This window comes from Lewinella cohaerens DSM 23179 (assembly GCF_000379805.1).
Taxonomy (GTDB): domain Bacteria; phylum Bacteroidota; class Bacteroidia; order Chitinophagales; family Saprospiraceae; genus Lewinella; species Lewinella cohaerens.
Genome location: NZ_KB903549.1, coordinates 50,112 through 74,611 on the forward strand (window position 1 = coordinate 50,112; position 24,500 = coordinate 74,611).

12 protein-coding genes are annotated in these 24,500 nt (G+C 47.4%); 8 read left to right on the top strand and 4 right to left on the bottom strand.

The genetic code is table 11. The features are described from left to right. Positions 1–318 precede the first annotated feature (318 nt). Entirely contained in the window at positions 319–2,745 is a 2,427-nt protein-coding gene (locus tag A3EU_RS0116335; protein WP_169433363.1) for a T9SS type A sorting domain-containing protein, read from the top strand. Between the two features lie 376 nt (positions 2,746–3,121). On the opposite strand, the gene A3EU_RS0116345 is transcribed toward A3EU_RS0116335, so the two are convergent. Both A3EU_RS0116345 and A3EU_RS0116350 read right to left on the bottom strand, forming a co-directional pair. Next, positions 3,122–6,703, bottom strand: coding sequence for a M1 family aminopeptidase (locus tag A3EU_RS0116345; protein ID WP_020537266.1), 3,582 nt, complete (start codon positions 6,701–6,703; stop codon positions 3,122–3,124). Positions 6,704–6,716: 13 nt separating this feature from the next. Then, positions 6,717–7,595, bottom strand: a complete 879-nt coding sequence (locus A3EU_RS0116350; RefSeq protein ID WP_020537267.1) for an ABC transporter ATP-binding protein — start codon at positions 7,593–7,595, stop codon at positions 6,717–6,719. 350 nt (positions 7,596–7,945) lie between these two features. On the opposite strand from A3EU_RS0116350, the gene A3EU_RS35285 reads away from it, so the two are divergent. Continuing rightward, complete coding sequence (locus A3EU_RS35285) at positions 7,946–8,074, top strand: hypothetical protein (RefSeq protein ID WP_281169154.1); 129 nt, start codon at positions 7,946–7,948, stop codon at positions 8,072–8,074. A gap of 264 nt (positions 8,075–8,338) precedes the next feature. On the opposite strand, the gene mnmG is transcribed toward A3EU_RS35285, so the two are convergent. Continuing rightward, positions 8,339–10,204 (bottom strand): tRNA uridine-5-carboxymethylaminomethyl(34) synthesis enzyme MnmG, encoded by a 1,866-nt coding sequence (gene mnmG / locus A3EU_RS0116355; RefSeq protein ID WP_020537268.1) that lies wholly within the window; start codon positions 10,202–10,204, stop codon positions 8,339–8,341. A gap of 307 nt (positions 10,205–10,511) precedes the next feature. Here mnmG and A3EU_RS0116365 point away from each other — a divergent pair, with 307 nt between their 5' ends. From A3EU_RS0116365 to A3EU_RS33950, 6 genes are all read left to right on the top strand, one after another. Further along, positions 10,512–17,012, top strand: a complete 6,501-nt coding sequence (locus tag A3EU_RS0116365; RefSeq protein ID WP_020537270.1) for a T9SS C-terminal target domain-containing protein — start codon at positions 10,512–10,514, stop codon at positions 17,010–17,012. Between the two features lie 203 nt (positions 17,013–17,215). Further along, positions 17,216–17,581, top strand: coding sequence for a DUF3127 domain-containing protein (locus A3EU_RS0116370; protein ID WP_026211430.1), 366 nt, complete (start codon positions 17,216–17,218; stop codon positions 17,579–17,581). A gap of 8 nt (positions 17,582–17,589) precedes the next feature. After that, positions 17,590–18,588 (top strand): GTP 3',8-cyclase MoaA, encoded by a 999-nt coding sequence (gene moaA, locus A3EU_RS0116375; RefSeq protein WP_020537272.1) that lies wholly within the window; start codon positions 17,590–17,592, stop codon positions 18,586–18,588. Between the two features lie 52 nt (positions 18,589–18,640). Beyond that, the gene (locus tag A3EU_RS30790; RefSeq protein ID WP_020537273.1) at positions 18,641–19,213 is read left to right on the top strand and encodes a Uma2 family endonuclease; all 573 of its coding nucleotides are present in this window, start codon (positions 18,641–18,643) and stop codon (positions 19,211–19,213) included. Positions 19,214–19,226: 13 nt separating this feature from the next. Then, the gene (gene moaC / locus A3EU_RS0116385; protein ID WP_020537274.1) at positions 19,227–19,703 is read left to right on the top strand and encodes a cyclic pyranopterin monophosphate synthase MoaC; all 477 of its coding nucleotides are present in this window, start codon (positions 19,227–19,229) and stop codon (positions 19,701–19,703) included. Between the two features lie 3 nt (positions 19,704–19,706). Beyond that, on the top strand, positions 19,707–20,843 hold the full coding sequence (locus A3EU_RS33950; RefSeq protein ID WP_020537275.1) for an NTP transferase domain-containing protein: 1,137 nt from the start codon (positions 19,707–19,709) through the stop codon (positions 20,841–20,843). A 133-nt stretch (positions 20,844–20,976) separates the two neighbouring features. On the opposite strand, the gene mfd is transcribed toward A3EU_RS33950, so the two are convergent. After that, entirely contained in the window at positions 20,977–24,372 is a 3,396-nt protein-coding gene (mfd, locus tag A3EU_RS0116395; RefSeq protein WP_020537276.1) for a transcription-repair coupling factor, read from the bottom strand. Positions 24,373–24,500: the final 128 nt, after the last annotated feature.

Sequence of the window (24,500 nt, forward strand, 5' to 3'; positions counted from 1 at the left end):
GTATTTTTATATGTAATTATTTTTTGTTTTAAAAACAACACATTTACCTAAGAATGGCCTATTTCGTCAAATCGCATTCTCGAAAACGGGAGAGAATTGCGCTGAACAACGAAGGTGCTAGTTAAAAACAGGGACAAAAATCAAACCCTTAGTTAAGATATTGATATAAACTTAAAAAAAAGCACCTTCCCCACTTACCTCACTCCTTTCTTTTGACATACACCTACAAAAGCCACGGGAAACCTTGGCAAAAAGAGTACGCCAAAACTCAAAAAGCGTACGCATTGAACCCAATTTATGTACCAATTTTATCTTTTTATGAAAAAGTTTTATCTCTTATTCTTACTCTGCTCTTTGAGCATGATGACTGCCAAAGCGCAGGTGACGGATATTCTAACAGGCTTAACCTTCCCCTATGATTGTGCTCTGTACGGAGACGATCTTTACATTGCAGAACTAGGAGCAGGTCGTATTATCAAGATTGACATTACTGCTCCTGCTCCACCGCCTATAGAAGTCGTGCTGACTGGATTATTGAACCCTGCTGCTATGACTATCAGTGGAGACTTCCTCTATTACGGGGAAAGCGGGGCTGATAGAGTTTCTAAAATTGACCTTACCCAAGCTACGCCAGTACCTGAAGTAGTTCTTAATACAGGACTGGCCACCCCGAATGACCTTTTCGTTGATGGTGACCTTCTTTACATCACAGACGAGGGGGTAGATCAATTAATACGGGTAGACCTCACAGAAGCAACCCCTACTCCTACAATAATAGCTAGCGGATTAAACAACCCTTTAGGTATCGCAAAATTTGGGGATGCTATCTATCTATCTATATTTGGTAGTTCTTCGATTGTAAAGGTCGACATTACCCAAACTCCAGCAGTAGTAACAACCGTAGCTACTGGTTTTAGCCAGCCTGCTGGAATAACACTAGATGGTAGCTTCCTATATATTGCCGAGAGCGGCCAAGTTTCCAGAATTAACCTTAATGCTGATACGCCTACAGCCGAAGCAGTAGTAACGGAAGGCATCGTAGGTTCTCGCAACGTTGCGTTTGACGGTATAGATATGTATATTGCCCAGACAGGCGGTACCTTTGGTGCAACAGGTAAGGTTTCTAAACTGACGATTGGTACTCCAGCCTTTTCTAATCTACCCAATGTTTGTTCAGACGACATGCCTACTATGTTAGGTGGTGCTTCTCCAAGTAGTGGTGTATACTCTGGCCCTGGCGTCACCGACAATGGCGACGGTAGCACCTTTTCTTTCAACCCAGCAGCGGCTGGAGGAGTAGGAACCTTTAACGTTACCTACACACTTGGTGGCGTGATGGCTAGTACAACACTTGAAGTCGTAGCCGCCCCCACCGTCACCTTCTCTACTGGTGGCCTCAGCGTACAAGTAGATGCTGGCGTACAGACTGGCCTCAGCGGCGGTATGCCTGCGGGCGGTGTATACTCCGGTAATGGCGTCACCGACAACGGCAACGGCATGACCTACAGCTTTGACCCTGCCGCGGCGGGTGAAGGTGAAAATGTGATCACTTATACATATTCTGATGCCAATGGTTGTGGAGGTGAGCAGGGTGCGGTGATTACGGTGACGGCACTGGCTGTACCTGGCGACCTTTGCGATGAGGCGATTGACATTTCTGCTCAATTTGGGCAAGCTTTCAATGAGCCACAAACGACTGGTTTGTACGACAATACCGATTTCGCCACGGGCGCTGACGACCCCGTTGCCGGTTTCGATTGCTTCTACGGAGGAGATCAACTCCAAAATAGTGGCTGGTTTTCCTTCACAGGTGATGGCAATACCTACCAGGTACGCAACGTACAGTGTACGGGGCCTAATACAGACCTTGACCTTCAGGCAGTAGTCTACAGCGGTAGCTGCGGCAACCTTACCACAGTAGCCTGTAATGACGACAACCCTGCCGGAGGAACGCTAACCTTCCTTTTAGAATTTGATACCGAAGAAGGCGTAGAATACCTGATCCTGGTGGATGGTTTTGATGGAACGGTTGGAGAGTTTTGTATTGAGGTGACGAACCTGACAGACCCTCTTCTACCTGGTGAAATGTGTACCAACCCCATTGACATCAGCGCCTTGGTAGGCCAAGCAGAGATGGTACCGCAGGTATCGGACACTTATGACAATGCGGAATATAACACCGATGATACCGATCTCGTGCCTTCTTGTTTTTTCCAGCTTCAAGACGGCACCGCGACCATCTATTATGCTTTCACTGGCGATGGTAACCGCTACACAATCAACAGCATCAACAATAGTAATCTGGACGCCCCACTAGCCGGGGTCTTGTACACCGGTACTTGCGGGATGCTTACGGAAGTAGCTTGCGCTTATCAAGGGGGTGTTGCCAATTTTGGTATCGACATAGAAACGGAAGCGGGCGTCGATTACCTCTTGATGGTGACGGAAGATTTCTTTGAGTTATCAAACACTTTCAACCTCGAATTCACTAACCAGGGCACTACCGGTGTCACCGATATTACCACCACCGCCCTGCGCGTCTTCCCTAACCCTACCAATGGTCTGGTACAACTGCCTCAAATCGACATGGAGCGTGTAGAAGCCTACGACGCTACTGGCCGCTTGGTTGTGAGCCAGCAGCAGCCCGGCACCAGCATCGACTTGGGTGCGCAGCCTGCGGGCTTGTATATCTTGAAGATGTACGCTGGCCAGGAGGTGTACTCGGCGAAGGTCGTGAAGGAGTAAGGCTCGGTGTAAGGGTTGGACTAGTGTAAGGGTGTAAGGGTTACAAGACTTTATACACGCTTACCTACCGGAAAGATTCTGACTTTATTACACGCTTTTCGTCCCTCTTCGATTTGGAGTAGGACCCACCCTAACCCTCCCTGAAAGGGCAGGAATGGGTCGAAAAAATTAGCTTTTTTTAAGGGAGAGTGCCCGTCGTCTTCGAGAGAAGCGGCGGGCTTTTTTTTGAACCACATAAAGCACTTAAGGGCACATGAAAAGGTATAGGGATCTGCTGCCACTTGCGGACAACAAATCCCTATACCCTCTACCAAATACCTAGTACGGTCAGGCTGGAGCGAAAGCCCACTAATGATACCCCTCACCAACCTGACCTTTACTCTACCACAACCGTCTTCACATTGTCATCATCGACACGGTCGATCAATAAACGCAATGGGTCAATGGCTGCTTTGGCGGGGAGTTTATCCAGCGTGAAACTCAATTGCCCTTCTTCCTGGGTGAGGTAAACCCGCTGGCGCATGATCAGCTCCTCTTCGTCACGATCAGCATAAAAACCGATGTCGATCCAATCGTTGAGAGTAGCTTCATCGGTATTACCGGCTCCGTCCGCTTTTAGCTTTTTGGCCAAGAAGTTGACGGTCACTTCATATTTCCCATTGTCCAGGGCCTTGGCTGTCGCCTCTTCCATGCGCAGATCATAGAGTGTGATGTCCTCAAACCAATCGGCAATCAGATACTGTAAAGAATCTGGCACCTGCGGTTCGAGATAACGCATAAAGTCATAAGCCGTTGGGTAAGGAGGTTCCTTATAGCGGAACTCTTCCAGGAAGCCGCGTAGGGCGGTATTCACCTTGTCTTCGCCAATGTAATCCTGCAACGCATAAAGAATCACCGAGCCTTTTCCATAGTGGATATGGCCTTGGTTTTCGACTTTCATAAGCGGTTGCTCCTGCTCTGTTTCGCGGCTACGGCCACGCAGGTAGCGTTGTAAATCATACTTGAGGAAGTCTTTCATTTGCACCTCATCCGTTCCTTGTTTCATCACCATCAGGGAAGAATATTCGGCAAAGCTTTCGCTCAACATGGTCGACCCTTTCATGTTCGCACCGATCACCTGATGCGCCCAATATTGGTGGGCCATTTCGTGAGCAATTACGGCATCTACCACGTTGTTTTTGTCCTCTCCTTCCAGATCGATGATAAAACCAAACGCTTCCGAGTAAGGCATGGTACCAGGGAAAGCCTGGGCAAACGTAGCGTAACGAGGAAATTCGATGATCCGCGCTTGCTTGTGATAATACGGGCCGAAATTTTCGGTGTAGTATTTCATCGATTTTTCCAGTGCATCCAGCATCCGTTCTATGTTGATGCTGTGGTCGGGATGATAATATACTTCCAGGTCAATGCCTTTCCAGGGTCGGGTAGCCACCTGATAATCCGCAGAAATGAACGAGTAAAAATTCTGCGAAGGGTGGTCCACTTTGTAGTGATAATGGGCACGCCCGTCTTTCACCTCTTTGCTTACCAGGGAGCCTGGCGCAATCGCGATCTGATCTTCACTGGTAGAAATAAACGTTTCTACCATTACCCAATCTGATGTTCCATCGGTTAGGTAATTGTTCATGCAAAGATCCGAACAGTTTTCCTGTAAATCAGGCATCCGCTTACGTTCGGGCAGCTCGTATTTACGGCGCTTGTTTTTATCACCCAACTCAAAATTTGGGTCATAGCCCAAAGAAGGCAAGATACTTCCATTGTTGAAGAATGTCCCGTTTCTCAACACAGACATATTGGACACCTCATTTTCAAATCCTTTCGGAGTGTAATCAAAACGGACTACCATCTCCATGCTGTCTCCTGCCTGTAGTGGTTGATTCAATTTATAAATAAGGAAACCTAACTCTTCATCTTCAAAAACCAGCTCACTGTTGGGTATTTCTACTTCCTGTTGGTAGCTTTCTGACACTGTAAATATCAGCGAATCCAGCGCTACATCATTTTTGTTACTGACTAGAAGTTCCGCCCGCCCATTCGTCGTACGTGCTTCTGGGTAGATATCAATAAAGTAATTAATATCCAGGACGCTTATCGTCGGCGCGTCTACAAATTTCCGATACTGCCTTTCATAACTTACTTGTTGTAGCTCCTGCTCGTGCGATGTCTTGTACGGGTTGAGTACCTGCGTATTGTAATACACAAACCCTGCCACTACAATAAAAGCTACACTGAAAAACCCTAGTGCGCCGTAATACCTACTTCCCAGTGCTTTGCGCCCGGCAGCCAAACGATCTTTCACCGTTTTACTGGTGCCACGTGGCCAGAGCAAGGCCGCTAATATGACGGTAAGGATACCAAACAGCATCCAATAACCATTGAACCAAAAACTCCCCGTCACGCCAGGGCCAAAAGCGTTCATATCAGAGTACATCGTACTGGGCGTACCGCCGATACTCAGCATATTGGTCTCGATTTTCAAAACCAGATAAATGATATCCAGCATAAACAGTAATACGACGGAAGCAAAATAACCGAGGTATTTATTATTAATGATTACCTGTATGAAAATCAGTAAACCTCCCCAGGTGAGGTACACCAAAAAGGCACCTGTAAAGAAATCACGGAAGTAGACATTCAATTCAAAATTGGTATATCCATTAAACGCCTGGTAAAGAATAGCCACCACCATCAAAGTAAGGTGAAGGATACTCGCCAACGAAACCAGCGACAAGGTTTTCGCTACCAGCGAAATTACTGAACGGTGCGGCGTTCCATCTATCACTTCGTTGATGTGGTTGTCCCGATCACGCCATACCAACTCTCCGCTAAAGAACACCAGAATGATAAGTACAAAAAGCGAGGAAAGGTTATTCACCTCGTCCAGCATTTTATAGGTCACTGGATAAGATTTTAATCCAAAATACTCAAAACCTCCCCAAAGGTTAGAGATCAGCAAAATGAGCGAGAACAAAAGCAGAATCACAAAAGTACTGCTCTTGAACATCGACAAAAAGTTGATCTTGAAAAAGCTTAGGAACGTTTGCCAACCCGATATTTCTTCAATTGTTTCTGGTACCAAAGGTTGGTAAATGATTTTCTTTTCTACCGTTGCTACTTTTCCTTTTTTAGACTTCTTCTGCTTTTTTGCTTTAGTAGCAAAGGAGAACCCAAAGTAAGAAAACGCCAGAATCACTAACCCAATACTCATCCACAACAGGCGATTGATCAGCAAGTGGCCACTAAAAGCTGGACCGATTACGTTTCGTTCCGCCGGGGTAAAATACTGGGTATCCAGGTTGTATGCTGAAATTCCAAAGACATCCACTAAGGCTGCTGTCGCCTGATTATCGATATCACTGGTCAGGTTTAAAGAAATGATGTAACCCACGATAATCAGTAAAGTTCCTACAAAAGAAATAATTGTACTCTTGAAGCGAGTAGCTAAAAGAAAGATAATCGTACCCGCAAAAAACATATTGGGTACTACGAATAAAAAGTAGCTACTAAAAAATGCTCCCCAGGGAGTAGGACCTAACCGTTCTGGACCTATCCAGTCAAAAATAGGGGCCATAAACCCACCAACGACTACACCAAGGTATACGCCGACCATCACTAGGGTAGACAACAACCAAGCGCCCATAAAACGCCCAAAATAATACCCCGCTTTACTAAGTGGCGTACTAAAAAGGATTTCGTTAAACTGATACTTGTAATCACGTAGCGCAGCATTATTGAAAAATGCGGTCGCGAAAAGGAGTCCAAAAATATTGAGCACACTCACAAATACCCCAATCACTGCCGGGGCATTTTTGTGTACATCACCTACCGCGCCACCAATCATCACATTATCGCTCACTACGGCAAAAAACACCAATAGCGCCACGATAAACATAAAAATATAAATCATCGGCCGCTTGAGCGCCGAAAAGACTTCTCGTTTGAAAAAAGTAAAAAACATAGTCTGGGGGGATTTAGGCAACAGTGGCGTGAATAGTAGTAAAGAACACATCTTCCAGGTTAGGGGCAACCTCTACAAAGCCCTCCCCTGGTAGCTGATCACTCAGTACATGAATCTGTGGCTGGCCGCCCACCATTTTATCAGAGATAATAGTATGCTGTGCAGCATAAGCTGCCTTCTCAGAACGGTCTATCGTCTTGCGCCACACCTTGCCTTCCAGCGAGGTGAGAGCATCCGCCGGTGTCCCTTTATAGACAATCTGCCCCAGGTTCATGATCGCCATGTCGGTACAAAGCTCGCGTACATCATCTACAATGTGGGTAGATAAAATCACGATTACTTCTTCACCTACTTCTGCCAGCAGGTTATGAAAGCGGTTGCGTTCACCGGGGTCCAGGCCTGCCGTGGGTTCATCTACGATAATCAGTTGCGGGTTGCCAATCAGCGCTTGCGCAATGCCTACTCGCTGCTTCATCCCGCCAGAGAAACCACTTACTTTCTTGTTACGCGCTTCATACAGGTTCACTTTTTGCAACAAATACTCTACCAGATCCTTACGGGTATTTCCATTACTGATACCTTTCAAGGTTGCAATATGATCAAGCAACTGAGCAGCCGTAATCCGTGGATACACGCCAAACTCTTGTGGCAGATACCCCAGCACTTTACGCACAGATTGCGGGTCATTGAGGATATCAACATCTCCGAGAAAAGCAGTGCCAGAATCAGCTTCTTGCAAGGTCGCCAGCGTTCGCATCAGCGACGATTTCCCTGCACCATTGGGGCCAAGTAGGCCAAACATTCCTTTAGAGAGCTCCAAGTCGACATCTACGAGCGCGCGCGTGCCATTAGGGTAGGTTTTATTCAGGCCGTTAATCTTAAGTAAGGACATTTATCAGTAGGTTTTCTAAAAAATGGGTGTGACAAGAGACAACACAAAATAATGTGCCATCCAAGTTAAGGAAAACCTACCGAGTAACGCTATCCTACTCCGGCATTCTAGACGTATAGCCGCTATTCTTAGATAAGTTGAGGAGATTTTGGGGCCGTAGCAACGCTGCGCTCGCTACCGCTTGCTCCATTCCTAGTGCTTGCTGCGCTGCGCACTACCATTGCGCCAGCTCGTCCTGCTCCTCCGTCCGCCGGGCTTCAGGCGCTGCCTTGCGCGCTATCGTTATCGTTTCTTATTGAAATTGGAACGGGCGTATACTACTAACAAGTGTTTCCGATAAAATGGCAAGTATGCGTTGCCACTTGTTGAGTTGCCGCTTTCTTGTAATCACCATCAACTCAGAGATTGTCCTCGGGCGGAGGTGGGTAATCGGAGGAAAAGAGAGTGCGTTAGCAGAGATGGTTATCCATCCTGCCTAACGTACCCTGGGCGGGGTGGAGGATACCTCCATTCTTGGCTTCCCCCTCTGTCCTGCGGACACCTTACTCCAGGTTCAACCCCTCCGTCACTTTGTGACACCTCCCCAGGGGGAGGACAAGGATATGTTTGGATTATGGGGCATATTTTTGATAAACAGCCTCCTATTTGAGGTGCTTCTGGTAAGAAAAAAGGAGTCACTCTCCTCTGTCTCTACGTGTATCCTAATACTTCCGACTTCTGACTTCCGCTTTCTGACTTAAACCCTACCGCCCCATATGCACCAACAGCACCGAAATATCCGAGGGGCTCACCCCACTGATACGGCTGGCCTGACCGATGGTACGCGGCTTGAGTTGCGTAAGCTTTGCGCGGGCTTCTTTGCTGAGCGACGAAAGCGTGTGGTAGTCGATATTTTCGTACAGACGCACCGATTCCAGGCGGTTCATTTTGTCGACCATCTCCTGCTCGCGGCGGATGTACCCCTCGTACTTCATATTGATCTCTGCCAGCTCGCGGGATTCGCTATCGTATTGCTCCAACTCCTGCGCGAAAGCGGGAACCTGTGCGCAAATATCTACCAGCGACACATTGGGGCGCAGCAGCACCGTATTCAGCTTTACGCTTTGCTTTAGCGGCGAAGAACCGATACTTTCCAGGTATGGATTAATCAATTCGGGCAGGATACTATAGTTGTTCAATAATTTTTCAATGGCTGCGGTAGCTTCCTTTTTTTCCGTCACCCTTTCCATGCGCTCTTCCAGGTGGTTCATGCCTATATTGGCGGCCAGTGGCGTGAGGCGCAGGTCCGCATTATCCTGCCGTAGCAGAATGCGATATTCGGCCCGCGAGGTAAACATCCGGTAAGGTTCCTCCGTGCCTTTGTTGATCAAATCGTCAATCAAAACGCCGATGTAAGCATCTGAACGTTTTAGTACAAAAGGTTCTTCGTCTTTCACGGCCAGGTAGGCGTTTATTCCGGCCATTAAGCCTTGACTACCTGCTTCTTCGTAGCCCGTGGTACCGTTGATTTGGCCTGCAAAAAAGAGGTTCTTCACGAGGCGAGTTTCCAAAGATGCACGCAGCTGCGTAGGCTGAAAAAAGTCGTACTCGATGGCATAGCCAGGGCGAAACATTTTCATGTTTTCAAAACCGGGTACTTTGCGCAAAGCACTGTACTGCACATCCTCCGGCAGCGAAGAACTGAAGCCGTTGACGTAAATTTCACAAGTGCTCCAACCTTCTGGTTCTACAAAAAGCTGGTGGCGATCACGATCCGCGAAGCGGTCGATTTTATCTTCAATCGAGGGGCAATAGCGTGGCCCCAGTCCACGAATACGACCATTGAACATAGGCGAACGATCAAAGCCCATTTTCAATGTTTCGTGTACTTCTTTGCTGGTATAAGTAATGTGACAAGGTAGCTGCTTGGTCAGCTTGGGGGTATCCGTATAGCTGAAACCGACAGGATCTTCATCGCCGAGCTGTACCTCCATTTTGGAATAATCCAGGCTGCGGCCATCAATCCGTGGGGGGGTACCCGTTTTCATACGGCCAGCTTCAAAGCCAAGCTCTCGTAATTGTTCCGTAATTCCGGTAGAAGCACGCTCGCCGGCACGACCGCCGCCAAATTGTTTTTCCCCAATATGAATCAATCCGTTCAGAAAAGTGCCATTGGTCAAGACCACCGCTTTGCCGGGTATTTCCAGCCCGATTCCGGTACGCACACCTACGACTCGCTCGCCTTTAACCACAATACCGGTGACCATCTCCTGCCAAAAGTCGATATTTTCGTGAGCTTCAAGCATTTCGCGCCACTTGCCCGCAAACAGCATCCGGTCACTCTGGGCTCGGGGGCTCCACATGGCAGGGCCTTTGGATTTATTAAGCATCCTAAACTGCACCGCAGTGTGGTCAGTAACAATACCAGAATAGCCGCCCAGTGCATCAATTTCACGTACAATTTGCCCTTTAGCTACGCCACCCATAGCAGGATTGCACGACATTTGGGCAATCGTATTCATATTCATCGTCGCCAGCATTACGCGCGCGCCCATATTGGCGGCGGCTACCGCTGCTTCGCATCCCGCATGCCCTGCTCCAACCACGATGACATCATACTCCGGAAACATAAACTCTTCCTTTTTTGTGCTGTCTTTTATTTCTCTCCTTAACTCAACAGCTGAAACCCAGTAAAATCGCCGCAAAAATACGCAAAAAGTGCTGTACAGAGAACATTGTCAAGCCACTATTCGTTCGCCCTTTTTTTTCATTCAGGCAGCGATTAAAAGACTCATTGGGTCTTAGTGCTGTAACCGGAGCAACAACAGCTCCCATATTTCCTGCTTAATCAACACGTTTTGGGATTAGTACAAGCTACCTTTGCACACCAGCAAGGCTAGGTACTTTATTGTCAAAAATCACTAACCCCTCAACATTATGAATCCCATGCACCGATATTTACTTTCCATACTAACCACCTTTACACTCTTTGTAGCGCTGCCTTTAAGTAGCCTGCAAGGACAAGAAACCGCATTCGTATACGGTGATGAATTCCTTTGTCCCGACCAGTGTGGACAATGGTTTGTAGAGTTCCCTCAAGACCCTAACCTTAGTTACCATTGGTCAATCTACGACGGTACCTCTCCGGATAATGGAACCCTCTGGAGTGAACAGGAAGGGATTGGCTTGTTTACCTACGATCTATGTAACGGACCAATCAATATACCACTACCTCCCGGTGTATACACGGTCTACCTCGTTGTAAGTGGGCCGGGGGGAACAGACGTCATCGCTACTGGACAAACCAACTTTTACGTAGAAGATTTCTTCGACCTCTTTGGAGAAGCCTACGGCCAGCATATTACAGATTGCGAACAGGATTCTTTTACAATCAACCTACCTGGTGGCTTGGATGAATGCTATGAAGTATGTGTAGGTTCGACTTCTACCGTCAGTATGGACAACATTTTTGTCTCTACCCCAAATGGACAAACCACCTCGATAAACCTTAATCAGGGGCAGTGGTCGGTTACCAACGGTACAATCATTCCCACTGTAAATACCGACGATAGTAATTTCAACCTTGCCGAAGTGTATGCATCTCCAGGGCAGACGGTCTGTGTGCCTTTGACGGTCAATAATTTTGACAACATACAGGGGATGCAATTCAGTATCAACTATAATGCAGGCATCCTTGACTTCCTCTCCTTCCAAAATATCACGAATAGTCTTCCTGGCTTTTCGATTGAATCACTAGAAATCCCTTTTCCTGGTAATGTAACCGTCTCATGGAATAACTCTATGGGGGAAGGGGTTGATTTACCAGATGGCACTGTCCTTACTGAAATTTGCTATGTTGTAGAAGGTACGACCTCTTCTTCGCTGAGTTTTTCAAGTACGCCGATCCAAATCGAAATCGTAGACGGTAATGGCAACATTGTTCCCTTCGATAACAACACCGGTGCAGTCATCATTGGCTCCCCGCCAGCCAATACCATTTCTATTCTTTGGGATGAAGAAGGCCCCGGTCGGGCAACCTTCTCCTATTGGTATATCAGTGATAACGGTTGTGATATTTACTCCAGCGTTGATGTTTGTTTCGATGTTATCCCTCCACCCCCTGCTGACTTCACCACTCAACCTCCTGTAAGCCCCAATGGCCTTTTGGAGATTTGTGAAGGCCAAACGGTGTTCTTTACCAGCGAGGCCACAGAAGCCGATGCTTACCTGTGGGACTTTGGCGATGGTGGCGGCTCCTCACTGCCCAACCCACAACATACCTACAACGTTGCGGGTACCTTCGAAGTCGAACTTATCACTAGCTCAGGGTGTGAATGTGCAGATACAAGCAGACTTACTGTCATCGTAGAAGGCAATGACGCGCCTTTTGTCGATTGTGTCGCCACTATTTGTGAAGGCACTTCGGTTACTTATACCGCCAACACTGGCTGTAGCAGCTACGACTGGACTATCAGTGCCAATGGTAGTATTCTCGACGGCGGCGGACCAGCAGATGATTTTATCACGATTCAGTGGGGCGCTGGACCTATTGGCGAAATTACATTAGAAACAGATGGCTGCCCCGACCTCAGTGACTGTACAGAGGCCGCTTATCTGCAAGTCCCCATTATTTCCAATAGTACTACCATTGAAGGACCAGCACAAGTTTGTCGAGGCGATCAAACCGTATATACTGTTCCTCCTTTTGAAGGCACGGAATTCAACTGGAGCGTTTCCTCTTTTGGAACGATCATTGACGGGCAAGGCACCCCTAGTGTAACCATCGAATGGTCTGACGGCCCAATTCCTGCTGGTGCACAAACTGTAAGTGTCGACTATACAAACTGTTACCTCGAATGTGGCGGCAGTGCCCAGATGGATGTGTTTGTACGTCCTGAATTTTACCTTACAGGTGAAATAGAGGTTTGTGAAAACAGCACGGAAGACTATGCTGTTATAAACACCCAAACCAACGTTGGTTTCCCCGCCAACTTCAGCGTCCTTGCCTCCGATGGCAGCACCGTATGGACGAGCCCTGGCTCGGGAAGTTCTTTCCCTATCGACTGGAATTTCGGTGCTGGTGATTTTACCTTGGTGGCTACGCCCCAAAACCCTGCTGACTACTGTACCCTTTTGGCAGAAATGGCCGTGAAAGTAATTCCTCAACCAGCGGCAGTTGCTACCATCAACGGACAAACAGAAATTTGTGCAGGCATTGCCTACACCTATAGTATAGCCAACCCTATCGACGGAGAACGCTATCGCTGGACGATCAACAACGCAGGTACAACCACTAACAGAGAAGGAGCTTCTATTGCTGTGATCTGGAATGCCGGAGGGCCCTACGAACTGAGTGTCATCCGCCTTTCTCCTCCTTTATTCTGTGCTTCTGCGGCAACCTCTCTCTCTATTGGTGCCGTAAGTAGTTTTGCCATCAGCGGCGACAATCAGGTCTGCATGGACCAGTTAGCTGCTTATACCAGCGATCAAACCGGTGATGTATTTTACGATTGGGCTATTCAGCCCGCGAGTGCCGGCACCATTACAGGTGACCCCACCGCCGCAGACATTGAAGTCCTCTGGCACAGTGCCGGACCAGCAACCGTAACCCTCGACATTTGTGGACAACAGGAAACCTTTGTGGTAACCGTAAACGCGCCCCCTCAGCCGGTAGTTAACCATCCGGCTTCCATTTGTCCTGGTGTTACCGCTCCGGTAAGTACAACTGCTGCTTTTGCCACTTACTCTTGGCAAGATGCGGAAGGTTTGGAACTATCTACCAGTCCAACACCAGACCTAGCGGGAGGCTATTACCGGCTAGAAGTAACCGATGCTATCGGTTGTGTAGGACGTACGACCTTCCAGATTTACGAATTCCCGGAATCTAATATTAGCATCAGTACGCCTGACTTTACGCTTTTCTGTAACGTTCCTCCTTTGAGTCGCTTATATGCGGTAAATACCGAGGATGGTTATACCTACCAATGGTACCAAAACGGGGCGGCCCTTGCCGGAGAAACCGGCTCTAACTACACCGCTACTGCTTTTGGAGCCTACCACGTAGACATCATTGATGAAAACGGATGTGCCTTTTCTTCCAACACCATAAATGTAGAAGACAACTGTACCGATATTCGCTGTACAGGAGGAGGAGCAGGTTGCAACAACCCAGGCCACACCTTTACGGCAATGGACAACGGCTCTTGTGACGACCGCGCTTATACGGCGATTGCCACGGGGAGTATTCCTGGTAGTGTTTTCTGGAACTTCGATGATCCAGACAGTGGTGCTGCTAATAGTGGTTCAGGTGTCAACGTGACCCACCAGTACACCAAGCCTGGTTTCTATCGGGTGCTAATGGGAGCACTCTATGACGATGGCATGGGTGGTTCGGTATTGTGTCGGGAAATCCTTCCGGATACTGTTTTTGCGGTCGCTGACTTTGAGTACGATGGCGTTTGCCCAGGGGCACCAGTTCAGTTTTATGATCTTACTACTTTTCTGGATCTAGCGACTATTACTAGCTGGAGTTGGGACTTTGGCGACCCTGCCAGTGGCGTAGATAATACCTCTACCGATAAGGATCCCATACACATCTTCAGCGGTGGTGGTGACTACCAAGTGAGTTTAACTGCTACAACTGACCAGGGCTGTAGTACGACCATCACCAAAACGGTCAGTATCTATCCCTTACCTTTCACCAACTTCTTGGAACCTGATGTGAGTTGTGCATTAACAGCCATCGAATTCAACGCTGATGTAGAAGCCACCGTCTCCGAAGTAATGTGGAATTTTGGCGAAGCTAGCAGCGGGGATGCCAACACCTCCACCTTATTTGACTCTTACCATCTTTTTGCCACTCCCGGCAATTATTTGGTAAGCCTGGAAGCAACCAGCATTTATGGCTGTGTCAACACCTTTGATCGTACCATTGCGATCATACCCAACACCTTGAGCGGAGAGATTGACCCACCGGGCACTTCGACCTTATGTGAAGGGGACGAACTTACCTTGAACGCTCCAGGAAACGGCGCTACCTCATGGCTTTGGTCTACCACCGAAGATACGCAAGCGATTACAGTTGACGAAGCGGCAGCTTATAGTGTAGTACTTACCGATGACGATGGCTGTACTTACAGCCCTCAGCCTGTTTTGGTAGATATTATTCCAGCACCTCAAAGTCCGATTCGTTCTGTCACTTATAATGACTTCAACCAACCGACGGCCTTTACTTACGATACCTTGTATGTATGTTTTGGTGAAGATATCTTCTTGGAAACAGAAGAGACTGCCGGCTATACTTACCAATGGTCAAACGGAGATACCGGTGTTGATACGGAATACACCGAAGACCGAGGCAACCTACTTGCCGCTGGTGAATACCTCATCACCATGGATGTTACGGATACCAGCACCGGGTGTAGCGCAACCGAAGGATTTGTGATCATTGTTCATCCAACACCAGATATTCCTGTTTTGGATTCGGGCAACAGTGCATTGTGCGCAGGCACGACCGCTACCATTTCTGTTAGCAACCCTCAGGCCAATGTTATCTACTTCTGGAGCAGTGGCGATACCGGACCAAGTATCACTACAGATGAAGCAGGTGAATACTATGTTACTTCCGTCAATATTTACGGTTGCCGCAATGAAAGCGAAGTCACCGAAGTACTAGAAGGACCAGACATTAGCTTGGTGCCTAATGGTTGTCATACGCGCTGTGCGCCGGATACCCTTTGTTTGCCAACAATCCCTGACGTTATCAGCTACCAATGGTACCTAGATGGTGTATTGATTCCTGCTCCTGATGGAACGATCCCGAATTTGATTGTAGATCAAAGCGGTAGCTATACTCTGGAAATGGAGGATATCAATGGCTGTGTACAAACCAGCAATCCTTTAAATATTGACCTCCTTCCTGGCTTTGGTACTTTCTTTGGTAATGTTTACTATGATATGAACAACAACGAGATGATCGATGCCGCAGATAGCTTAGCGGGCGACATTGAAGTTGAACTATCCGGTAACCTGGGACTACAAGATGCCATTATCACCCCAATTGATGGCACTTATGGCTTTGTGAATGTTCCCGAAGATGACTATACCCTTTCGATTGACGAAATGACCGTTCCTGCCAGCTGGATACCGCAAATAGCTTCTATTGACACCACCTTTATGGGTTGTGACCAAGAGGTTGTTATTAACTGGTTGTTAATACAGGATTGCGATTTTGACACCTCTTTCGTTGCCAGTATTTGTCCGGGTGAGGATTATATGTTCCAAGGTCAGCCTTATGCCATTGGCAGTAACAACACCATTCAAACTTCCTCTGCTCAGGGTTGCGACTCTACATTTACCTTTACGGTAACAGCATTGCCAAGTAGTACCGAAATTCTCGGTGTAGAGGTTTGTGCCGGTGAAACCTACAGCTATGCTGGAGCAGAATACCCCATCGGCACCGACGAGATGATCACCTTTATAAATAGCGCAGGTTGTGATTCTATCGTCCAGCTTCAGGTACTGGAATCACCAAGCACTTCCGAAATTCTCGGTGTAGAGGTTTGTACCGGTGAAACCTATAGCTATGCTGGAGTAGAATACCCTATCGGCACCGATGAGTTGATCACCTTCACCAATAGTTTAGGTTGTGATTCTATCGTCCAGCTTCAGGTAGTGGCTTCTCCCGAAGCAAGCTTTGCCCTGAGTACAGAAGAAAGTTGCCAGGGGCTACCAACGGGTACCCTCACGGTGGTGCCGAACACAGGTATGGCGCCTTTTGTTTATGCAATTGACGATGGTGACTTCCAGACCCAAGCCGCATTTACAGACCTTGAAGCTGGCGCTTATGATCTTATCGTCGAAGACGCCAATGGTTGCCAATACCTTGAAAGTTTCGCGGTGGATGCTTCTCCAAGTCTTGTTGTCGATGCCTCTGACATGATATTGCCATGTGATAGTGCAGCAGTTCAATTGCTGCCGGAAATCGTAAGCGGTGACGATGGCTTCCTCCTTTTCCAGTGGAGCGATGGCATTACGACCCTTGGACGGCAAGTAAGCACTCCGGGAACATTGTATCTAGAGGTAAGCAATGGTTGTGAAACAGTAAGCCTGCCTGTGACGGTAGAAGCAGAAAAATCGCCAGAAGGCTCGCTTATCTATGTCCCAAATGCATTCTCTCCTAATAACGATGGAGCCAACGACACCTTTAAGGTCTATCCTGGCCAAGATGTCCAGATTGATGATATCGACTTCCAGGTTTTTGATCGCTGGGGCAGCATGATTTTCGATGCTCAGCAAGGTGATGACGAATGGGATGGTGTCAACAATGGTCGGCGCGCAGCGCAGGGTGTTTACATCTGGCAATTAAAAGCAAAAGTAAACTTGTGTGGACAAGTAGTAGATATTGTCCAGCAAGGTGAAGTTATATTGGTTCGCTAAGTGTGTTGCTATGGCCCGGATCTATTTCCGGGCCAGGCAACGCACATTTTCGTTCCTTTTTAAAAGACGAGTAGTAAATCCTTATTTAGCGGATGGAAGCAATAGCTTTTCATCCGCTTTTTTTACCTTTGGAGATTAAGGTATACCCTACCTCATTTTTAAGCCTTTGGCTTCCTCTATTGAAACTAAATATTATTATTGATATGTCTTATGAATTAACCGGAAAACTCCACAAAAAATACCCCACTGAAAACAAAACGGACAGCTTTCAGGCGCGGGAATTCGTGGTGTTGATGGAAAGTGGGAACTACCCTCAATACATCAAACTACAACTGACGCAAGATCGTTGTGCTTTACTTGATCCTTATGAAGAAGGTCAGGAAATTAAAGTACACTTCGACCTTCGTGGACGAGAGTGGAACGAAAAATACTTCACCAACCTTAATGCTTGGCGCATTGAAGCTCCTGCCGCAGCTACCGCTCCTTCGGCATCAGCTGGTGAAGAGAACTTCTTCCCTGCCGCAGGTGATGAACCTACCGTAGCAGCGGATGATGATTTGCCATTCTAACCTAATCTATGCCCGGGCAACTATTTGACAACCATGGCCGGCAGATCAACTACCTGCGCTTAGCAGTTACTGATCGCTGTAACCTTCGCTGCTTTTACTGCATGCCGGAGGAGGGTATCAATTATGTTGCCCGGACACAGCTCCTCTCTTACGAAGAAATGCTTCGGATCGTACAAGTACTTGTACCTCTGGGGATTGAAAAAATACGTTTAACGGGTGGTGAGCCCTTTTTGCGCAAAGATTTCATGCCTTTTTTACGGACCATCAGTAAAATCGATGGCCTGAAGCAAATCAACCTCACCACCAACGGTACACTTACCGAACAGTACGTCCCCGAACTCAAACAAATCGGTATTCATTCCGTCAATCTTAGTATTGACACCTTGGATCGGCAGCGTTTTTACGAGATTACTCGGCGGGATAGCCTGCCGGAAGTTTGGCGTACCTTCGAAGCACTTGTAGCACACCGTATTGATACCAAACTGAATGCCGTCGTGATGGACCAGCAGAATATTGAAGATATTTTGCCCATGGTAGCGCTCACCAAGGAATACCCGGTTAGTGTTCGCTTTATCGAAGAGATGCCTTTCAATGGCGACACCGCTCATTATAAAAAACTGCCCTGGGATCATCGACGGATAACGGAGCATATTCGTTCTGCTTACCCCGATCTAGAAAAGCTAGTTGACCCTCCCGGTAGTACCTCTTACAATTATCGTATTCCTGGCCACCAGGGCACAGTAGGCATCATCGCCGCCTATTCTCGCACTTTTTGCGGCAGTTGCAACCGCATCCGGGTTACACCTAAAGGCTTGCTAAAAACATGCCTTTACGACCAGGGAGTGCTCAGTATTCGCGATATCATGCGGGCGGGTGCTACCAACGATCAATTGGCAGATGCCTTCACCTCTGCACTCCAACACCGGGCCAAAGACGGCTGGGAAGCAGAAGGCCGCCAAAACAATGACCCCAATGCTCGAGAAAGCATGGCTACGATTGGGGGGTAAACCAACTTTATTTTCGTACTTATTGTTATATTTAGGAATAAAGACATTGCTAATGAAACAAACAACCGTCGCTCTGACTGACCTTTACAAATGGACGGTTTCAGAGTTTCAGCAAATGGTAACAGCAGGAATTATAGAAGAAGACGCTCACGTCGAATTACTTCACGGTCAAATTGTACAAATGAGTCCCGTAGGAAAATTCCATGCTGCTTGTGTTAGTTTTTTGAATGATTGGTTGGGCCAACAACTACGATCCGATTTCATTATCAGGGTACAGGACCCTATAAAAATGGATGATCATTCTGAACCAGAACCAGATATTGCGGTCGTTAAGCGGCGTGCAGATTTCTATGCCAGTCACCTTCCCGGCCCTGACGATATTGAATTCCTGATTGAAGTTGCAGACTCCTCTCTCCAAAAAGACCAAGAGGTTAAGGCTCCTCTCTATGCCCGGTTTGGTATCAAAGAATTTTGGCTGGTGGATTTGTCAAAACAAACCTTACACCATTATACAATGCCAGCGAATGATGCCTATCAACAATGCAAAACCTTTACCTTAAACGATCAGTTTGAGCACCCTTTACTTGGTATAGTTGTTATCAGTAAATTATTCCCCTGGCTTTAATTCTTTCCAAAACATGTCTTCCTTCACACATCTTGATGCTGCCGGTAATCCATCCATGGTCGATGTTGGCAACAAAAACGTTACGCGCCGTACAGCCGTAGCACAAGCCATCGTCGTTCTCGGAGACGAAATTATGAACAAGCTCGACAACAAGGATATTCAAACGAAGAAAGGTCCTGTTTTTCAGACGGCTATATTGGCTGGGATCATGGGCGCTAAAAGGACAAGTGAACTGATTCCACTCTGCCATCCTTTGGCTTTGGAAAAAGTGGGCGTTGATATTAATATTAATGAGGCGAGGGAAGTCGTTATTACCTGTACAGCTCGCCTTTCCGGCAAAACCGGCGTAGAGATGGAAGCCCTCACCGGCGCCAGTGTAGCCGCCCTCACCATCTACGATATGTGCAAAGCTTTCAGCCACGATATTGTGATAAAATCTACCCGCTTGTTGGAGAAGACGGGGGGGAAGTCTGATTATCAATCTGCTTAGATTATGCCCAAACCTCACCAAAAACACGCCAAGCTTACCCGCCCCACTTACGGCGAATTTCACCGCAACGAATGGGGCTTTATTGGTGCTCCCTGCGGCACAATCCAGCAATTAAGCGCTAAACTCATTGAGGCTTTACAGGTGCATTATCGCCTCGCTTACGTAGATGCCGATCACGCCGCGGGCGACCAAGCAGAAACCATGCCCGTAAGTGGCAGTACGCTGGTCTACACCGACAAGATCAACTATCACCGCTATGATCTGGCGAATGATTTGAATACCTTCCACCGTCGTCCGCTTTTCAATGCAGTAGATGGGGTGCTCGTCAATGGCAACCACTTTTCAGCTAAAAAGCAGATCGTCATCCTCGACCCAAAGAAGGAAGAAAGCCTTAGTCGTAAGCTGGATCGCCTGACAGACGTGGCGCTTATCCTGACCACTCCCAGCCAGGAAAAACCTTACGATTTCCTATTGGAACACCTCGGCGAAAACCGCCCATTCATGATGCCCCTTGGCGACATCAATGGCATCCTCCAGTGGCTCCGTGCTCAACTGACCGCGGCACGTGCACCGCTCAACGGGCTCGTCCTGGCAGGTGGTAAAAGCCAGCGTATGGGTATTGATAAAGGCAAAATTATTTACCATCAACTTCCTCAGCGTGAACATCTTTCGCAACAACTCAGCGGTATTTGCCAAGCGGTTTATTATTCTTTGCGGGAAGGACAAGAGGCGCCGGAAGAAACAGCCGTTATTTGGGATACTTTCACGGGCCTTGGGCCTTATGGCGCTATACTTTCCGCTTTTCGCGAACAGCCAGAAGCGGCATGGCTGGTAGTGGCTTGCGACCTCCCTTTACTCGACGAAGAGGCCTTGAAATTCTTACTCCAGCATCGTGATCCATCTAAGTTAGCGACTGCGTTCCACAATCCAGAAACGGGCTGGCCCGACCCCCTAGTCACAATATGGGAGCCGCGTGCTTACCCGGTTTTATTGCAGTTCCTCACCCAAGGCTACAGTTGCCCACGCAAGGTGCTCATCAACTCTGATATTAAATTATTGGATGCTCCAAATCCTCACATTTTACTAAATGCCAATTCGCCGGAAGAGCGGGAAGAGGTAAGAAAAAGACTGGATCAATAGTTTTTTTTTGAACCACTTAAGGCACCAAAGTGGGATTCTTTTTTGAACCATATTAGGGATTATAAGGAATTATAAGAAGCGGGCAGGATAAGGTAAATTCATGAATTTACCCGACACAGGTCGCCGCCTAATACTAATCTTCCGCTTCGATCGCTTCCACTTTTTTCAGAATACCTTGCAAGACCCCCTTGGCTTCGCTCAGGGTGTTTACGTTCTGTTTGCTCATTATAAGGTAACGAGCAGCTTGCTTGAGGTTGAGGCCTCGTAGTTTGCCTTCGGTCGTGATCAGTTGCAGTATGTTATTGAAACGCTTGGTTTCAAAATAGATACTTTGAGGGTCTTCTACAAAGTAGGCGCGGAGCTTACCGCCTTTGAGAATAATACGCTCAAAACCGAGTTTCTTACACTCCCATCGCAGGCGTAGGCCATCGAACAATTCATCTACCTGTGATGGGATAGGGCCAAAACGATCTCGCAGTGATGTCGCAAACTTGCCCAACTCCTCCTCCGTCTCAATAGCATCCAATCTGGTGTAAAGATTTAGTCGCTCCTGGATGTTAGTGATGTAAGCATCCGGAATCAACATTTCCACATCAGTATCGATTTGAACATCGCGGACGAAGTCGTTCTTTTTCTCCAATTCTTCCCGGAAGATATCTTGGAATTCTTTTTCTTTCAATTCTCGTACGGCATCGTCCAGCACGCGCTGGTAAGTTTCGTAGCCGATATCTGAGATAAAACCACTTTGCTCACCACCAAGCAGGTTACCCGCGCCACGAATATCAAGGTCGCGCATGGCGATATTAAATCCGCTACCTAGCTCGTTGAATTCTTCCAATGTCCGTAACCGGCGGCGTGCTTCCGGCGTGAGTACGCTCATAGGCGGGCCCATCAAGTAACAGAAAGCCTTCTGGTTAGAACGCCCTACCCGGCCGCGCAGCTGGTGCAAATCACTCAACCCAAACTGATGAGCATTGTTGATGATCATGGTATTTGCATTCGGAATATCCAGTCCTGTTTCGATGATATTTGTACAAATAAGCACCTCGTGGCGACGGTCGATAAAGTCGATCAGTACCCGTTCCAATTCCTTGGGTTCCATTTGCCCGTGGGCTACCGCTATATCTACATCAGGGCACAGCCGGCGTACCAAAGCCCCCATATCGGCCAGGCTTTTGACCCTATTGTGAACAAAAAAGACCTGCCCACCACGTTGTACTTCGTAGTAGATCGCATCTTTTATCATTTCCTCTTTAAAAACCCTCACTTCCGTGTGGATAGGGCGACGGTTTGGCGGAGCCGTTCTGATAATCGACAAATCGCGGGCAGAGAGCAAGCTAAACTGAAGAGTTCGTGGAATAGGCGTTGCCGTCAAGGTCAGCGTATCTACATTCACCTTGATGCTGCGAAGTTTTTCTTTAGCAGCAACGCCAAATTTTTGTTCTTCGTCAATAACCAACAAGCCAAGGTCTTTGAACTTGAGTTTCTTGTTGAGTAAAGCGTGCGTGCCGATCAATACATCGACTTCACCAGCTTCGGTAGCCTTAAAAACCTTGTTGCGTTCGCCAGTCGTTCGGAAACGGTTGACGTAATCAACCTTCGCGCCAAATTCTTCTAATCGCTCCTTGAAAGTTCGGTAATGCTGCAAAGCAAGGATGGTCGTTGGAACCAAAATGGCTACTTGTTTGCCACCAACCACGGCTTTAAACGCTGCCCTTACCGCAATTTCGGTTTTACCGAAACCTACATCGCCACAGATCAGGCGATCCATCGGGTAGGCTTTCATCATATCCTCCTTCACATCCTGTGTGGCCGTAAACTGGTCGGGCGTATCTTCGTACATGAAGCTGGCCTCCAGTTCATTCTGCAGATAGCCATCTTGCGGGAATGCAAACCCGGGACTGGCCTTACGTTTTGCGTAAAGCTTAATCAACGATGCTGCAATGTCTTTAACTTTCTTCTTGGTGCGTGCCTTGAGGGTTTTCCAGGCATCAGACCCCAGCTTATTGAGACGAGGTGGCGCACTGTCTTTGCCCGAATGGCGGGAAAGCTTATGCAGGGAGTTAATCCCTACATAGAGTAGGTCGTTGTTTTTGTAAACAATACGTACCGACTCCTGGCTCTTTCCATTTACATCCAGCTTCTCTAAGCCGCTGAAACGCCCAATACCGTGATCAATATGAACGACAAAATCTCCCGGCTCCAGCTCCCGCAGCATTTTGAGGTTCAGCGCCTGGTCTTTGGTAAATCCTCTTTTTAATTTATAACGATGGAAGCGTTCAAAAATCTGATGATCAGTATAACAAGCTACCCCTAAATCTATATCCACAAATCCTTCATGAATGGCCTTAACGATTGGATGAAACTGCACATGCGCATTCAGGTCATCGAAAATCGCATAAAACCGTTCTATCTGTTTAGGGTTATCAGTAAACAGGAAATTTTCGCGGCGCTCACCCGTATTACTGTGTAGGTCTTTGATCAGCAGATCAAAATTCTTATTAAAACTGGGTTGCGGACGTGCATCAAAATGTATTTTTTGCTGAACGGGAATCGGCTGAGTATGATCCGTAAATAAAATGATCGGATGATCAGCTACATCAGCTGCTACTTCACCTGGACGGATGAAGGCTCGGTCTCGGAAGATTTCGGCTAAATCGCCTTCATCAAGAATCGTAATGGATTTTGAAAACTCTTCTGCTTTTTCAAAACAAGCTTGCAGCCTATCCAGCAACAACTGTAAATCCGCAATCCAGATAACCGTATTTGGTGGTAACACTTGAAACAAAGGAACCTTCTGATCCTGATTAAATTTGGTATTGATGTTTGGCACAATCGAGACTTGCTTGATTGTGCGTACCGACAACTGATCCAGCGGATTGAAGGTACGAATAGTCTCTACTTCTTCATCAAAAAGCTCTACCCGGTAGGGGTAGTCATTGCCATAAGAGAAAATATCGATGATGCCTCCACGAATGCTAAACTGCCCAGGCTCGTAGACAAAATCTTCACGACTGAAGCCGTATTCCGTCAACAGCTCTATCATCGTATTTACATCCACCAATTCGCCAACGACGATATTAATCCGGTTGGCATTGAGCACCTCCGGTGCAACGACTTTTTCAAAAAGCGCCTCTGGATAAGTGACAACGATTTCGCCTTTTGCCTTGGATTGCGAGAGGTTATTGACCGTCTCGGTACGTTGGAGAACGTGATTGGTCTCTAATACATCAAAGTAAAGTGGACGCTTAAAGGAATCAGGGAAAAACCGGACGGGCTTGGGCTCCAACAGGCCAGCTACCGTATTTTGCAAATAGGCCGCCTCTTCTTTGTCGTTAGCAACGATCAAATGATGCTGATTGGCCTCTTTATACGCGGCACTGATCACGAAGCTACTCAGGCTACCTCGCAGACCTGTAAGTTGTATGCGTGGCTGATCGCCTTCCGAACCACCACCTAGTGCAGTGAGCAGTTGCTTTAAACGATCATCGTTTCGGTACCGTTGGAGTAAGTCTTCTAAATTCCCCACTAAGAATAGCCTGTATTAATTTGAAAATGCAAAGATACGGTTTGGTAACAAGGTGAACGGGAATAGGTTGGATGTATGCAAAAAAAGGAGCTTACCTCGTTAATATTCGAAACAGCAAAGGTCTTCAG